We start from the raw sequence: 16501 nt of genomic DNA, 5'->3' as shown, positions 1-16501 counted from the left end.
TATAGCTATAAAAAGTCGATGTCATAAATTCGCGTTATATTTTCCTACCATTTAAGCTAACGACACGCTCGATCTACTGTCATAGCATAACCAATATAGTCAGCTCTCTTGTGAATAATCCTACAGATAAACCCCAAAGCATTGCCACAAAACCATCGCCTTCATCCAGTCATTCAGTGTCGTGGGTTTTGAAGCTTACGATTGGTTTGATAGGTATGTTCGCTTTTTTACAGATATATTCTATCCAAGCGGTACTCCCCGTCATGATGGTGGATTTTGCTGCGACTGAAGTACAAGCTGGCATGATAGTTGGTGCTACGGTCATGGCAATTGCCATCATGTCACCGTTTTTGGGTATGCTCTCAGATGCCGTCGGTCGCAAATCATTTGTGGTTGGTGCGTTGCTATTCTTAGCCATACCGACATTCTTGATCGCCCAAAGCTCCAGCATCGGCTGGGTAGGTTTATGGCGTTTTATGCAGGGGCTGTCCGTACCAGGTATTACAGTGGTGACGATTGCCTATATCGGTGAGGAGTTCGAGGGACGGGCAGTGACCGAGCTGATGTCGTTTTATGTCTCAGGGTCAGTGTTCGGCGGTTTTATGGGCCGGTTTTTGCTAGGGCATTTGCATGAGTTGATCGGTTGGCGTCATGGTTACTATGTCATGGCAGCGATAACACTACTGGGTGCGGTATGGGTCGGTAAGATGCTACCATCGTCTCGTCATTTTGTACCCAACCCCAATTTTCGCTCAGCGATACAAACGCTAGGGGAGCACGTCACCAATCGCTATGTAGTCACCTCTTGTTTACTGGGTGCTTGCGTTTTATTTTCGCTGGTCGGTTGTTTTACTTTTATTAATTTACATCTGACAGATGAGCCATATCAGCTGACGACTGGTGCACTTGCGAATATTTTTGCAGTGTACTTACTTGGTGTTGTTATCACACCGTTGTCTACGTCACTATTACGTCGATTCGGTTCAGCGCGTACCGTACGAGTGGCGATTGTTATCTCGATGGTCGGGGTGTTGTTAACGTTGGTGACACCATTGTGGGGCGTAGTTATAGGACTTGCCATTATGTCATCTGGCGTGTTCATTACCCAGTCAGCGACCATCAGCTATATCGCTGTCAATGTTAAAAAAGGACGGTCACTGGCATCGGGTTTATATTATCTGGGTTACTACTCAGGTGGCACGCTTGGCGCGTGGTTGTGCGGTATGGCTTATGCACGCGGGCAGTGGTCTATGACCGTAGGGTTATTAGTCATCGTACAAATATTGGCATTGATAATAGCCAGCGTTGGGATGGTCAAAACCACGGTGCAGTCAAAGTAGCTGACTGATCTCTACATTATGTATTTGCCCATTATGCTACTTAATGTAAGCCCGCTTTACATGGCGCTGCTTTTTTCTTACTATCTATAACGATGTTATTAACCTAATAAGATTGTCGTTCATTATAAAAACTCATTAAGAAATGAGAATGATTGGGCAAAACATTCCACATGAGTATTTTTACTACTTATCATTACTGTGTATAGTCAAAGAGGTCTAAAACGGGTACAAGGCAGCCGACTGCAGATTGTACAAATAGTACGTCTAGGGAGGATAACGTCGTAGCTGTTTAGCAGCTCTCTGACTATATAACCTATAAATACAACAAACAAGGAAGTCAGATCTATGTCAAATATTTATCACAGCGCGCCATCTGCCTATGATTATCCATTACTGGTCAAGCAGCTACTAAACCGTGCAAAAACAGTATCGCAAGACCAAGAGATTATTTACGCGGACAAGAAGCGCCTCACATATAAAGATCTGTTTGAACGTATCAATCGATTGGCTAATGTATTGGCAAACTTAAATCTCGATGCAGGTGATGTGGTTGCGGTTATGGATTGGGACAGTCATCGCTATCTTGAGTCTTATTTTGCGGTACCGATGTCAGAGTACATCCTACAAACGGTCAATATTCGTCTCTCTCCAGAAAAAGTTCTGTACACCATCAACCATGCCAAGCCCAAAGTACTAATGCTCAACTCTGAGTTTGCGCCACTGGTCAAAGACTATCAATTTGAAAACTCTAGTATCGAGCACATCATTTGGCTTGATGATAATGGAGTAACGGCTGAAGGTGTCTTTGGTGACAACCAAAGCCGTGTCACAGGCGAGTATGAAGCCCTACTAGACGCTGCTAACAGCGAGTTTGATTTCCCAGATTTTGATGAAAATACTATCGCGACGACTTTTTATACTTCTGGTACGACAGGGGACCCAAAAGGGGTTTTCTTTAGTCATCGCCAATTGGTATTACATAGCCTAGCAGAGGCCGCCACTCTAGGTATGCTACCCAACAAACAAGGTGTCAGCTACGGTGACGTCTATATGCCGATGACACCGATGTTCCACGTCCATGCATGGGGTTTCCCATTTACAGCGACGATGGTCGGTCTAAAGCAAGTCTATCCAGGGCGTTATGCGCCTGATACATTGATGGACTTAATCATCAACGAAAAAGTCAGCATCACTCATTGCGTCCCTACCATCCTGCAAATGGTACTTAAAGAAGCCCAAGATCGTGATGTTAGCTTCAATGGTCTAAAAATGATCATTGGTGGTTCAAGGTTGACTGAAGGGTTGGCAAAAACAGCAATGGCACAAGGTATCGAAGTCTATACAGGCTACGGCATGTCAGAAACCGCGCCACTTATCAGTTTGACTGAGTTTAGCCTTGATGAGCCTGAGATGAGTGAAGAAGAAGATATTGCTCGTCGCTGTATGACAGGTAAGCCTGTGCTTATGGTCGATGCTCAGGTCTGGGGTGAAGGCAATAAATCAGTTGGCAAAGGACAAGACAACACAGGTGAGCTGGTACTACGAGCGCCTTGGTTGACCCAAAGCTATCTTAAGAACGATGATGCTGGTAAAGAGTTGTGGGAAAGCGGCTATATGCACACTCAAGACATTGCCTACATACGTCCTGATGGTTATATCAAAATTACAGATCGCCTAAAAGATGTGATCAAGTCTGGTGGTGAATGGATATCATCGCTCGAGATTGAGACGATTCTATCACTACATCCTTCTGTAGCTGATGTATCAGTGATAGGGGTGCGTGATGAGCAGTGGGGCGAGCGTCCACTCGCATTGGTTGTCCTAAAGCCGACTGCCCAAGATACGAGCGCTGATGATATTAAAGCCATTGCAGAAAAAGCAGTAGAGCGCGGTATCATTCCTAAATATGGCGTACCAAGTCAGTTTAAGTTTGTAGATGAGCTGCCAAAAACCTCGGTGGGTAAACATGACAAAAAAGTCATGCGTGAGATATATGCCAACCAAACTCAAATATAATCATATTTATTAATTGAACATTCAACGTTTGTATTTGTCAAAATGTAGTGCATGTTACACGCTTAATAGTTGACCTTTGCAATAGGCTCTGCTACATTTTAAACCGATACGTAATGTATCGGTTTTTTAATTCTGGCAAGGATGACCAGTACACACTCAGACATTGTCTACTATAGTCGGAACCGTGTAAGCCTCGCAGAGTTAGACGTGCAGATAGCGCTCCTAATGCGATGACGACTTGCTAGAGTTTCGATGATAAAATAACATTGCCTCATTTCTCGTTTATGCTAAGGACAGCTATTATGAGCGACCACGCCCAACACCCAGTATCTACCCAAGCAGCAGACATGCCTACATTTGCTGATATCTATCACGACTCCATTATCGAACGAGAGGATTTTTGGGCCCAGCAAGCAAAGCGCATTTACTGGCACAAAGAGCCTGAGCAAATTCTCGATGATAGTAATCTACCATTTGCCAAATGGTTTGTCGGCGGTGAGACCAATCTTTGCTATAACTGCGTAGATCGTCACTTGGTAGATCGTGCCGAGCAAGACGCGTTTGTCTGGGTATCATCAGAAATCAATCAAGAGTTGATAGAAACCTTTCCAGCAGTCATTGATTCGTTTAAAGATCTGGGCAACAACGTCGAGTTTTATACAGACTATACCAAGCGCCGTCTGACGTATAACGACCTATATAAAGAAGTTAATTATTTTGCCGATGTGCTACAGCGCCAGGGTATTGGTAAAGGCGATCGCGTCATCATCTATATGCCGATGATTCTAGAAGCGGCGTATGCCATGCTGGCTTGTGCGCGTATTGGCGCGGTACATTCAGTCGTCTTTGGTGGGTTTGCGGCCCATAACTTGGCCATCCGTATGGATGATGCCGAAGCAAAAATGGTCATTACGGTAGATGCAGGTCTGCGTGATGGTAAGGTTATTAATTATAAAAACCTTGTCAATCAGGGCGTCGAGCAAGCAACAACCAAGCCTGAGCATGTAGTGGTGGTCAATCGCGGTATCCTACCCTTTGAGCCAAAAGAGATTGATGTGGATTATGCAACTGAGCGTCGCCATAGTTGTGAGGCCCATGCAATTGTGGAACCTGTCTGGCTTGAGTCAAACACACCGTCTTATCTGCTTTATACCTCTGGTACGACAGGGACGCCAAAAGGCGTACAGCGTGATACTGGCGGTCATGCCGTCGCACTGACTACCTCGATGGATTATGTCTATGATGGCAAGGCAGGTGAGACGTTTTGGGCGATATCAGATATCGGCTGGGCAGTTGGACACTCTTATACGATTTATGCGCCATTGCTAGCAGGGATGACGAGCGTCATGTATGAGGGCTTACCACACTCACCTAATCCTGGTATTTGGTGGCGTATCGTTGAGGCCAACAAAGTCAATATTCTGTTTACAGCACCCACAGGCGTGCGTATGCTCAAAAAACAAGACGAGAGCTGGATGACTCGCTATGATGTCTCTAGTGTCAAATCGTTCTTTTTAGCAGGTGAACCACTTGACGAGTCAACGGCCAGTTGGTTGACCCAGCATTTAGGCGTACCGATTTTAGATCACTATTGGCAGACAGAGTCTGGTTGGCCCATCTTAAGTCACACACCAAAATTCAATCATAAACCGCATAAGCAAGGATCGCCTGGCTATCCCATGTATGGCTATGAGGCGCAGGTGATTAATGAAGAGACTGGCGACCCCTGCAAAGCGGGAGAAAAAGGCCTCCTTGCAATCAAAGCGCCATTGCCGCCTGGTTGTCTGACTACGGTGTGGCGCAACGACGATCGCTTTATCAGTAGCTACTTTGGTTTGTTTGATGGGCAGCAGTATTCTACGTCAGACTATGCAGTGACAGATGAAGACGGTTACTTTTATATATTGGGGCGTACTGATGATGTGATCAACGTCGCAGGTCATCGGATAGGAACGCAAGAGATCGAAGAAGCCATCAGTATGCATCCAGATATGGCAGAGTGTGCAGTGGTTGGTATTCAGGATGAGTTAAAAGGAGAGCTACCCATCGCATTCTGTGTGCTAAAAGATCAGACGCAAGTCGAAACGACCGAAAACCGCTTTCGTGTTGAGCAGCAAGTCATCGGTGCGGTGGTCAAATCTTTGGGCGGTATTGCAAGGCCAGCAGCTATCTATTTCCCGCAAGCACTGCCAAAGACGCGCTCTGGCAAAATCCTACGCCGATCTATTCGTGCGTTGGCTGAAGATAAGCCTACAGGAGATATGTCGACCCTCGATAACCCAGCCGCTATCGATGCGATTAAGCAGTCAATGAAAGACTATTGAACATCGAAGGTCAATAAGTTGCCTACTGCCTATCAAAATTAGACTAGAGCGTGTCCCTATTTTAAAAATGGTGATAAAAATGAGATAAATCGAAGCCAAACAAGGAAAATAGCTGGTCAATATCGAGATATTGACCAGCTATTTGACGCCGTTTGTAAAAGATTTAGCCATTTTTGGCACATTTAGTGATAAACGTTTGAATTAGGGACACGCCCCAACCATTTAAAAGCTCATGAATCATCATGGGCTTTTTTGTTTCTGCCATTTCCTTATAGCAATCTGCTCACTCATCGCATTTTAATAAAACAAACTTAATGAAAATTTTGATAAAGCGCTTGACCCTAAAATTGGTTTATTGCTATAGTCAATAACGATACAAAATAAATCATTTTAAAATTTAGAATTTTAATGATGTTTTATAGATAAACGCTCATCGCGTTTCATTCACCAGTGAATACTCAGGTGCCGTCACACGGTAGTCTCGCAAAAAAGATAAGGATATCTTATGCACCACGTTCAACAGCTCATCAACGGTCAGTTCACACAGTCAAATACCGATGAATGGATTGATATTACCGATCCTGCGACCCAAGAAGTCATCGCAAAAGTCCCGCAAACCACCAATGATGAGATCAATCAAGCCGTTGCAGCCGCCCAAACCGCGTTTGAAACATGGCGCAAAACACCAATCACCACGCGTGCTCGTATTTTCTTAACCTATCAAGCACTTATTCGTGAGCATATGGATGAGCTAGCAGAAATATTGACCGCAGAGCAGGGCAAGACGATTGCTGATGCACGCGGCGATGTGTTCCGAGGCTTAGAAGTGGTCGAACATGCCGCTGGTATTGCCAATTTACAAATCGGCGACTTTGTAGAAAACGTCGCATCAGGTGTTGATACTTATAGCATCTGGCAGCCGCTCGGCGTTTGCGCTGGTATCACGCCGTTTAACTTTCCTGCGATGATTCCGCTATGGATGTTCCCAATGGCGATTGCCACGGGTAATACGTTCATCCTCAAACCGTCTGAGCAAGATCCGATGGTGACTATGCGTTTGGTTGAGCTAGCAATTGAAGCAGGCGTACCAGAAGGTGTGCTGAACGTGGTACATGGTGGCAAAGCAACCGTCGACGCCATCTGTGACCACCCAGATATCAAAGCTGTCTCTTTCGTGGGATCTACTAGCGTTGGTAAGCACGTCTATGAGCGTGCCAGCCAATCAGGTAAGCGTGCACAGTGTATGATGGGTGCAAAAAACCATGGCGTTATCCTGCCTGATGCTAATAAAGAGCAAACGCTCAATCAGCTAGCAGGCGCGGCATTTGGTGCCGCTGGTCAGCGCTGTATGGCACTCTCAGTTGTCGTGTTAGTAGGCGCTGCTGGAGAATGGATCGATGATATTAAAGCCAAGGCAGACAACTTAATTGTTTCAGCTGGCAAAAACGACAAAGACCTAGGGCCACTGATTTCACCTGCCGCAAAAGCCCGTGTCGAGCATTTGATCGGGACTGGGGTAGAAGAGGGTGCAGACTTAATTCTGGATGGTCGCGGCATTAGCGTTGAAGGATTTGAGAACGGTAACTTTGTTGGGCCAACTATCTTTGACAATGTCACAAGTGATATGCAAATTTATCAACAAGAAATCTTTGGACCCGTACTTTGCATCATGCGCGCTGATAGCTTAGATGAAGCGATTGCACTACTGAACGCCAATCCGCATGGCAATGGCACGGCGATATTCACCCAGTCAGGCGCGGCTGCGCACAAATTCCAACAAGACATTCAAGTCGGTCAGATCGGTATCAACTTACCGATTCCTGTGCCATTACCCATGTTCTCCTTCTCAGGTTCGCGTGCCAGCAAACTGGGCGATTTAGGCCCTTATGGTAAGCAAGCGGTGCAGTTCTATACTCAGACCAAAACCGTCACTGCACGTTGGTTCGATGATGAAGCGAGCCGCGGTGTCAATACAACGATTTCAATATAATAACTAATTGACTATATTTGCGGTATAACGTTGATGCTACTTGCGATACTATTGGTCGCAATTTTATTATCGTTATACCGCTATTGTAAGGCGTGCACGCCTTATCAAATGTCTTACTCGCACTTTATCAAGGGGTGCATCAAACAGACTTTTTATTTGATCTATAAGAACAAGGATAACCCTATGGATTTTGCATTGACCGATGATCAGATTGCCTTTCGCCAAACGGCCCGTCAGTTTGCGCAAAAAGAGCTCAAGCCAAACGCTGCTGAATGGGATCGCAACTCGCATTTCCCCATAGATGTCATCAAAAAATCTGGTGAGCTTGGGTTTTTGGGGTTGTATACCAATCCAGAATACGACGGTTTGGGATTACCAAGACTCGACTCCGCAATGGTATTCGAAGAGCTGTCGTGGGGGGATACCTCTGTGGCAGCCTACATGAGTATCCATAATATGGCAGCATGGATGATTGGCGAGTATGGCAGCGATTCGCTATGCAAAAAATATTTGCCCGATATGGTCAGTGGCGAGTGGCTCGGTAGTTACTGCTTAACAGAGCCAAATGCAGGATCTGATGCCGCCTCATTACGCACCAAGGCGGATAAACAAGGCGATTACTACGTACTGAATGGCGAAAAAACCTTTATTTCTGGCGCAGGATCAACTGATGTATTGGTAGTCATGGCGCGTACTGGCGCGGCAGGTCCAAAAGGCATTTCAGCGTTCGTAGTAGATGCCAATAGCGCTGGTATCGAATATGGCAAAAACGAGCAAAAAATGGGCTGGAAAGCCCAGCCGACGCGGACGATTAGTTTCAAAGACGTCAAAGTCCCAGTAGAGAATCTGATAGGGGAAGAAGGTCAGGGTTTTCGTATCGCTATGAAAGGGCTGGACGGTGGTCGTATCAATATCGGTATTTGCGCCGTGGGTACGGCACAATCTGCATTAGAAACAGCAACCAGTTACGTACAGGAACGTAGCCAGTTTGGCAGTCCAATTGCAAGCTTACAGTCCGTACAGTTTAAGCTCGCCGACATGCTGACCCAGACTATCGCTGCGCGTCAAATGCTCTATTTAGCGGCTGATAAAGTCGATAGTAATGATGGGCAAGCTTCTACCTACTGTGCAATGGCGAAGCGCCTCTCTACGGATCTATGTTTTGATGTTGCCAACACAGCCCTTCAATTACATGGCGGTTATGGCTATCTAAATGAATATCCGCTTGAGCGTCACGTGCGAGATTTACGCGTGCATCAGATATTAGAAGGTACCAATGAAATCATGCGAGTGATTATTTCACGTCAGGTCTTACAAGACGAGGCGCTAAGCCAACTGCGCTAATAGGCTGTTATGGTTATTATTGTGACGATATCATACTTTTTCGCTTGACTAAAACAAGGATGTTTTATGACAGATTATACCAATCTAAACCTATCAATTGATGGTAATACTGCCACGTTGACATTGAACAACCCTCCTGCGCATACGTGGACAATGGACAGTTTGCATGCGCTCAAACAACTCATCACCGATCTCAATGCCAATGACGATATCTACGCGTTAATCGTGCATGGCGATGGTGAAAAGTTTTTTTCAGCGGGCGCAGATCTCAATAACTTCTCAGACGGTGATAAAGGTCGTGCGATAAGTATGGCGATTGCGTTTGGTGAGGCGTTTGAAGCATTGTCTGCTTATCGCGGTGTCAGCATTGCAGTGATCAACGGCTATGCGATGGGCGGTGGGCTTGAATGTGCGCTCGCGTGCGACATTCGTATTGCAGAAGCGCATGCACAGATGGCACTACCGGAGACGGGCGTAGGTCTACTGCCATGTGCAGGCGGCACACAAAACCTACCTTGGCTCGTCGGAGAAGGGTGGGCAAAGCGCATGATACTGTGCGGCGAACGCGTTGATGCAGAGACGGCATTACGTATTGGCTTGGTTGAGGAGGTCACTGAAACAGGTGCAGGGCTACTAGTCGCTCAAGACTTGGCCAAAAAAGCCGCAAAGCAATCGCCTGTTGCTGTCAGTTATTCTAAAGGACTTATTCAAGCGGCCAGAGATACCCCGCCTACCCAAAACCTTATTCATGAGCGCGAAGCTTTTGTGAAGTTGTTTGACACGCTGGATCAGCGCGAAGGTGTACAAGCATTCTTAGAAAAACGCAAACCCAGTTGGCAAAATAAATAAGCATTGCTTAAAATGCTTGGGTCATAATACTTATGACATTATTATTTAATTTTTTAACTTTGTAGGTCACTTTTATGACAGCAGCTACCGACGATACCCAAAAGCCTTCGAGCAATACCGAGCAAGAGGCCTCTGTATTATTCAATACTGAACCGACAGATTGTGGTCACCTCATTGGAGTGATGACGCTCAATACACCCAAATCGCTCAATGCGCTCAGCGTTGATATGTGTCAGCTGCTATCAGAGCAGTTAGTGCAGTGGCAAGCTGATAACCAGATAGTCGCGCTGGTATTGAGAGGTGCAGGGGACAAGGCGTTTTGTGCCGGCGGTGATATTCGTAAGCTGTATGACAGTATGTCTACCGATGCGCCAGTGCCCAATCCTTATGCTACTGAGTTTTTCAGTCATGAGTATCGTCTCTATCGTCAAATGCACTTTTATTCAAAGCCGCTAATACTTTGGGGCGACGGCATCATTATGGGTGGCGGCATGGGATTAATGGCAGGTTGTAGCCATCGTGTGGTGACTGAGCGTACCCGTTTTGCTATGCCTGAAGTGACAATTGGGTTGTTTCCTGATGCCTCTGGTAGTTGGTTTTTGCAGCGTATGCCTGCCAAGACAGGTTTGTTTTTAGGATTGACAGGCGCGATGTGCAATGGCAGTGATGCGTTATTAGCGAATCTAGCGGAGTATGCTGTTGCCAGTCATGACTATGATGCTATCATGCAGCGTCTAAAACGAAGTAATTGGCAAACATCAGACAGTACGAGCAATACGGACAAGTTCCATAATGACAGTGCTCATAGCATTGTTAGCCGTGCACTTGCGGCACTACCTGCAGCGGATCTACCCGATAGCAAGCTGGCGACGTACTGGCAGCCTATTCAGCAACTCATGAACAGCGGCGGTCTGGCTGATATCGACGCACTGCTACAAAGCGATGAAGCGCTCGTACAGCTGAGCAAAGATTTTGCAGAAGACAGCTGGACACAGCGAGCAGTTGCTACCTATCGTCATGGTTGCCCAGTGACAGCAGCATTGACTCATGCGCTATATCATAAAGTCGCCGATTTATCGATAGAGCAGGTTTTGTATCTAGAGACCAACGTCGCGGTACATTGTGCGGCTAATCCTGATTTTAAGGAAGGCGTGCGGGCATTACTGATTGACAAGGATAAGAATCCACAATGGTCACGCTCACTAGCAGACTGTCTCAGTGTAGAAGGACAGGCATATATCGATCAGCACTTCGATAACCCTTATCCTAAAGGTCAGCATCCTTTAGAAGGCTGGTTGGATGCCACTGCTTTAGCCAGTCAGCTTGTGCGATAAGCTCAAACGTAGCTAGAAGGGTCATAAGGTCTAGATTACTTACCAACAGGGAGCGCCACCGACTCTCAATAACCGTGTTGTTTCAAACAATCTATGTCAGTTAAGACAATAGGGCTTGCTGGTTTATAATATACAGTGAGTCGCAAATAGTAATCATAACAACCATTATTAACGCAATATAAGTAGGTAGCAATGCCTACGCAATCATCAAGGAGTGATGAGATGAGTACAAAGGATACAAGTACAATAGATAATGACACCTCTAAACCAAACGTTGCTTTTATAGGACTTGGTAATATGGGTGCTCCCATGGCAGAGAACTTACTAAAGGCGGGTTATACACTTTCTGTGTTTGATCTGTCTGATGCTGCTACCAAGCGCCTGCAGCAGGCAGGTGCTAGCGTGGCGCAGAGTCCTAAAGAGGCTGTGAGTAATGCTCAAGTTGTCATTAGCATGTTACCTGCAGGGCAGCACGTGCATTCGGTGTACTTAGGCGACAACGGTTCCAATGGTCTACTTGCAGAGCTGAATAAAGGTACGCTAGTGATTGATAGTAGTACGATAGCAGCTGCTGATGCCAGAACTGTGGCAGACGCCGCGAGTAAACTGGGTATTGAGTTTTTGGATGCGCCCGTGTCTGGTGGGACGGGCGGCGCGATTGCTGGTAGCCTGACCTTTATTGTTGGCGGTAGCGCTGAGGCATTCGCTCGTGCTGAGCCGATACTTGCCGTTATGGGTAAAAACATCTTTCATGCGGGTACGCATGGCGCAGGACAAGTTGCGAAAATTTGTAATAATATGCTGCTAGGTATTTTGATGGCAGGGACAGCAGAGACCATTAATTTAGGAGTGAAGAATGGTCTAGACCCTAAAGTGTTGTCAGATATTATGCTACAGAGCTCAGGTCGTAACTGGACATTAGAGGTTTATAACCCGTATCCACAGGTCATGGAAAATGTCCCATCTAGTAATGGTTACCAAGGTGGATTTATGAGTAAGCTCATGCAAAAAGATTTGAATCTTGCCATGCAAACCGCTCAAGACACTCATGTAGACACGCCGATGGGTGCAAAAGCAACGGAGTTGTATGCATCACATACTCTAGAGAATGGCGACAAAGACTTTTCCAGTATTATGGGGCGTCATGATATCTCGCTGTTGTCTTAAAGACTGCTATAGGGACTATTAGTAATGTTGCTAATAGCTGTTGCTTGTTAATAGGTGGTGCTTATCAATAGACACTTGTGATGTGCCAATAGATACTTGTTAGATATCAAATCAAACAGAAAAGCGCCGCGCTAGGGACTATAGCGTGGCGCTTTTCGCTGCATGATAAGGGCGATATCAGCTCTGTAGGTCATACACGAGGGCTTGGATATCCTGCGCGGCTTGCTGTAGCCGAGGTACATAAGTCAATAATTCATCGAGGGACACGCGTATCGTCGGTGCATGCAGGTACAGTGAGGCCAGATAACGTGACTTCTTGTCTAATATAGGCACTGCTACTGCTACCATTTCAGAAATAAACTCCTCGTTGTCGATACCGATACCAGTATCAGCGATACGATCAAGCTCAGCGTTCAAGGCATCAATATCAGTAATGGTATTTTTGGTGAATTTATCTAGTGGTAATCCTTGTAGTATCTTCATACGGCTGGTAATAGACAATTGACTGAGGTATAGCTTACCTGTCGCTGTACACCACATGGGCGATTTGGCTCCTACAGGAAGGTATATCTGCAAGGGCAGGGTTGTTTGTGCGCGATTGGTATAGATCATGTCCATATGATATGGAACGCCGATACCACAAGTCTCTTTAATTTCGTCAACCAGCTTTTGCAAAATCATCTGGCGCTCGTTAAAGAACAATCGCTGTTGCCAAAGCTCAACACTCAGATTGCGTACCCGCTTACCAGGGATAATCCCACCACCGATATCAACAGTCAAAAAACCGTCATCGACCAAGTTTTGAATCAGACGGTGTATGGTTGGTTTGGGGATATCCAGCTCTTGTGACAACTCGAGTGGAGACAGAGGCTTAGAAGCGTAAGAGACAGCTTCTATGATCTCTAGTACACGGGTAATTGACGATACTTTAGGCATATAAAAGGCTCAGTATTAATAAAAGATCAAAGTATAGAAGCGCACAACGCTTTCATAAGTAGAACAAAGGGTAATAAAAAAAGACGTCTTAGAACAAATTCCTTCTTACCTCTAATTTAGCACAATATAAAGCCTAGACAAGGTTTAGTGATACTAAATAATAGCATTCGTATCATTATTTCCTATATTTACAATTTATTTGTACAAGCAACATAAGATACGTCCAATCACAAGCTGCAACACTCTGTAGTAATAAGCTATATAACTGATATTGAGCTGCACATTATACTCAGTCATTATAGTGAAATATTTTGTAATACCTTTACATGAACATTAACCCCGCCGACACTCATGTCTACACTGTTTGGTTACTTTGAGAGCGTTGTGTAACAGGAATTCGAAGTTTTGCAGGTTGGTGTAGCAATTATTACAGTATCTATGCAATCTTTACATAACGGCAAATAAAAAGCGCATTCCAAGGGGTGACTTTTACGGCCAAAATTGTTTTAATCTCCTCAACAAAATGATGGTTTAAAAAAAGCATAACTATCATTTTTTACGGGCGAGTTACTTTACACTTTAGGAGAATAATTATGAAACTTATTAAACTTACAGCTATCTCTGCTGCTGTTCTAGCATCAACTGCTGCATTAGCAGCTGATCCGGTTATCGTTGTTGATAACAACGATGCGGTAGTATACGAAGCTGAGCCAGTTGCTTATCAAGCAGCAGAGCCTTCTTATGCATATAATTCTGACGCTGGTATCGTACGCAACACTACTGGTGCTGTTGTTGGTACTACCAAAACTTTATTTAACACTGTTACAAACCCAGCTTCTGTAAGCGCTGAGGTTGGTTCTTTGGGTTATGGTGCTAACGTTGGCTTTAGCGTTAACGAAAAAGTTGAATTACAAGCTGGTTGGGCTGGTGGCGATGTTGCTGACTTATTCGGTGGTGATTTTGACGCAAATGACATCAATTATGATGTTGATAGTGACTTTAGCAACCCGTATCTAGGTGTGCAATTGCGTCCTACTGGTAACTGGTTCACTATGGGTGCTGGTATCATCGTTCCTGACAACGATATTGATGTAAGAGCTAATGCTGAAGGCGACGGTTATTACAGCATTGATGGCAACAAATATTATGCTGGCACGGCAACTGCAGAGCAAATTCTTGAAGAGGATTTTGGCGGCCAAAATGTAGGTAACCTAGAAGGCTCTCTAGAACATCGCAATAAATTAGCCCCTTACTTAACTGTTGGCTTCCGCCCTAACATCACGAATAATTTCGGTGTATTTGGTGAAGTTGGTGCAGCATACTTGGGTAAAGTAGACGCAGATGTCCGCTATACTGGTGAAGGTGGTAACACTGTCGCAGCAAATCAAGCTGCTCGTGATGCAGAAAATGATTTAGAAGATAAAAACTGGCTAGAGTGGATGCCAATCGTTAAACTTGGCGCAACTTACCGTTTCTAATCTAATCACAGTGTAAATACTGTTATTAGAAGAGAACAAAAAAAACGACCCTTTTTAGGGTCGTTTTTTTATGTCTAAAAGAAAGCGAAGATAATAAATACGAGAGCATTGTCAGATATGATCAAAAAACGACGACTGTTTGATCTGCTTGCAATACTGCAATTTGGTGATTGGATTGATCGTTAGTATGACTGATAGTAATAAGGTCTTTATTCATATCATCAGTCAAGGCAGGAATGACATCAGAGTAATCCATCCCTAAACCTTGTGCTAATGTGTACTGGTGAACTTTTATAAAGCTTTCCTTTATTTGCCACAGTAACTTAGCCATAGAGTCACGTTTGTTTGTTGGTAATGTCTGCAAAACAGCAATCTCATTATCGGAATAGAAACGCTGTGCGACGTGCCAAGCCACATTATTGTGTTCTATATCGATTCCAGCAGGACGATGGCGACTGATGACTAGAGCTATTTGACTTGATGAAGTCTTATTAATGTTGCCATGATTTTTATCATGGGCACCTGTATGACTAAAACAGACGTAATATTTACTGTTTATAAGTCGATAAGGGAAGCTCGACTCGTCTAAGGTGTCTTCGATGTCTAGTTTCTTAAGTAGGTTTTGTAGAAGGTGCCTGACGCCTTGATGCTGCTGCTCACGCTGTCTACGAGCCATGCTACGTTTCGACATGGGTTTTTGTAGAGATACATAATGCCATTTACAATCACTCAGATTAGTAAGGTCTGTACATAATGACCCAGATGATAACGACCGAACTGACGCGTACAGCGTGCTGTTTATATTCAGACAAGCTAATGACTCGCTCACCTTGGCAGTCACGCACCATATGTCATGACCGAGCTGAGTATATTGAATGTGAGTTATGTTTGAGGCTGGTATTATCATAATTAATCGTTAAGGATTTCAGTCAAAATGTAAGGTTTTTCAGATATCAAATTACTTGACGCTAATTCAAGGTAGGCCGTTCTTTAAACAACTGTCGTGCCCATGAGTTGCAGGTACCCATAGCGCTTATAACAAAATATAAAAAAGCCCAGCAATAGTATATTACTGGGCTTTTTTAAGGATCTAATAGTTTAACTATTCTTAGTAAGACAGCTCAGCACGGCGGTTTTGGGCATAGGCATCTTCAGTATTGCCGGCAGCAGCAGGGCGTTCTTCACCATAGCTGATAACACGGATGTTGTTGGCAGTGACCCCTTGAGCAGCAAGATAGTTACGTGCTGCTTGTGCACGGCGCTCACCTAGGGCCATGTTGTATTCACGGCTACCGCGCTCATCGGTATGACCTGCGATCACAACACCAGCCGCTGGATTTGAGTTTAGTAGACTCACATGCTGGTTAAGGACACTTGCTGCTTGTGCAGTGATTTCGCTACTATCAAAGGCGAAATAAACCACTGCTTGTAAGTTTTCTGCACCAGTAATTACGGCGTTTGAGTTATCAACAATAACGGCACCATTATAGCCAACTTGACCACCTGGAATACCTAGCGGAGCTACCACAACTTCAGAGGTAGAGCGTTTGGTAGCACAACCTGTGGTTAGTGCCACAGCGCTTGATAGCACAGCAAGAACAGCGATCTTAGAAAAACTGATTGACATGACGAGCTCCTGAAATTTTAATTGAATTTGTTTTTTTAAACTGCTTACCATAAAGCTTGAGCAATCTCTCCTATCATATACTAACTGTTAATTTAT

The 16501-nt window shown here is 44.8% G+C and carries 12 protein-coding genes; 9 read left to right on the top strand and 3 right to left on the bottom strand.

Annotation, left to right across the window (positions count from 1 at the left end; all coding sequences use genetic code 11):
- Positions 1-140: 140 nt before the first annotated feature.
- The 8 genes from AC5JPY_RS02295 (at position 141) to mmsB (ending at position 12364) form a co-directional block, all read left to right on the top strand.
- Positions 141-1340: an MFS transporter gene (locus AC5JPY_RS02295; protein WP_493852718.1), complete on the top strand. Its 1200-nt coding sequence runs from the start codon at positions 141-143 to the stop codon at positions 1338-1340.
- A 345-nt stretch (positions 1341-1685) separates the two neighbouring features.
- A complete protein-coding gene (locus AC5JPY_RS02290; RefSeq protein ID WP_493843021.1) occupies positions 1686-3356 on the top strand; it encodes a fatty acid--CoA ligase in 1671 nt (556 codons plus the stop codon).
- A gap of 302 nt (positions 3357-3658) precedes the next feature.
- Positions 3659-5680, top strand: a complete 2022-nt coding sequence (locus AC5JPY_RS02285; RefSeq protein ID WP_493851956.1) for a propionate--CoA ligase — start codon at positions 3659-3661, stop codon at positions 5678-5680.
- Between the two features lie 505 nt (positions 5681-6185).
- The gene (locus AC5JPY_RS02280) at positions 6186-7670 is read left to right on the top strand and encodes a CoA-acylating methylmalonate-semialdehyde dehydrogenase (RefSeq protein ID WP_493851955.1); all 1485 of its coding nucleotides are present in this window, start codon (positions 6186-6188) and stop codon (positions 7668-7670) included.
- A 183-nt stretch (positions 7671-7853) separates the two neighbouring features.
- Complete coding sequence (locus AC5JPY_RS02275; RefSeq protein WP_493851954.1) at positions 7854-9014, top strand: acyl-CoA dehydrogenase family protein; 1161 nt, start codon at positions 7854-7856, stop codon at positions 9012-9014.
- A gap of 66 nt (positions 9015-9080) precedes the next feature.
- Positions 9081-9863, top strand: a complete 783-nt coding sequence (locus AC5JPY_RS02270; RefSeq protein ID WP_493851953.1) for an enoyl-CoA hydratase — start codon at positions 9081-9083, stop codon at positions 9861-9863.
- Between the two features lie 74 nt (positions 9864-9937).
- Complete coding sequence (locus AC5JPY_RS02265; protein WP_493851952.1) at positions 9938-11197, top strand: enoyl-CoA hydratase/isomerase family protein; 1260 nt, start codon at positions 9938-9940, stop codon at positions 11195-11197.
- Positions 11198-11419: 222 nt separating this feature from the next.
- Complete coding sequence (gene mmsB / locus AC5JPY_RS02260) at positions 11420-12364, top strand: 3-hydroxyisobutyrate dehydrogenase (RefSeq protein ID WP_493851951.1); 945 nt, start codon at positions 11420-11422, stop codon at positions 12362-12364.
- A gap of 177 nt (positions 12365-12541) precedes the next feature.
- Here the strand turns inward: mmsB and AC5JPY_RS02255 are convergent, their stop codons facing one another.
- Positions 12542-13300: an IclR family transcriptional regulator gene (locus tag AC5JPY_RS02255; RefSeq protein ID WP_493851950.1), complete on the bottom strand. Its 759-nt coding sequence runs from the start codon at positions 13298-13300 to the stop codon at positions 12542-12544.
- Positions 13301-13893: 593 nt separating this feature from the next.
- On the opposite strand from AC5JPY_RS02255, the gene AC5JPY_RS02250 reads away from it, so the two are divergent.
- On the top strand, positions 13894-14778 hold the full coding sequence (locus AC5JPY_RS02250; protein ID WP_493851949.1) for a hypothetical protein: 885 nt from the start codon (positions 13894-13896) through the stop codon (positions 14776-14778).
- A gap of 121 nt (positions 14779-14899) precedes the next feature.
- Here the strand turns inward: AC5JPY_RS02250 and AC5JPY_RS02245 are convergent, their stop codons facing one another.
- On the bottom strand, positions 14900-15454 hold the full coding sequence (locus AC5JPY_RS02245) for a 4'-phosphopantetheinyl transferase family protein (protein ID WP_493851948.1): 555 nt from the start codon (positions 15452-15454) through the stop codon (positions 14900-14902).
- Positions 15455-15886: 432 nt separating this feature from the next.
- Positions 15887-16405 carry a peptidoglycan-associated lipoprotein Pal gene (pal, locus tag AC5JPY_RS02240; RefSeq protein ID WP_319051540.1) on the bottom strand — a complete coding sequence of 173 codons (519 nt, stop codon included), beginning with the start codon at positions 16403-16405 and terminating at the stop codon, positions 15887-15889.
- Positions 16406-16501: the final 96 nt, after the last annotated feature.

Source organism: Psychrobacter sp. H27, assembly GCF_059072655.1.
This window is presented reverse-complemented; position numbering and strand designations above follow the sequence as displayed.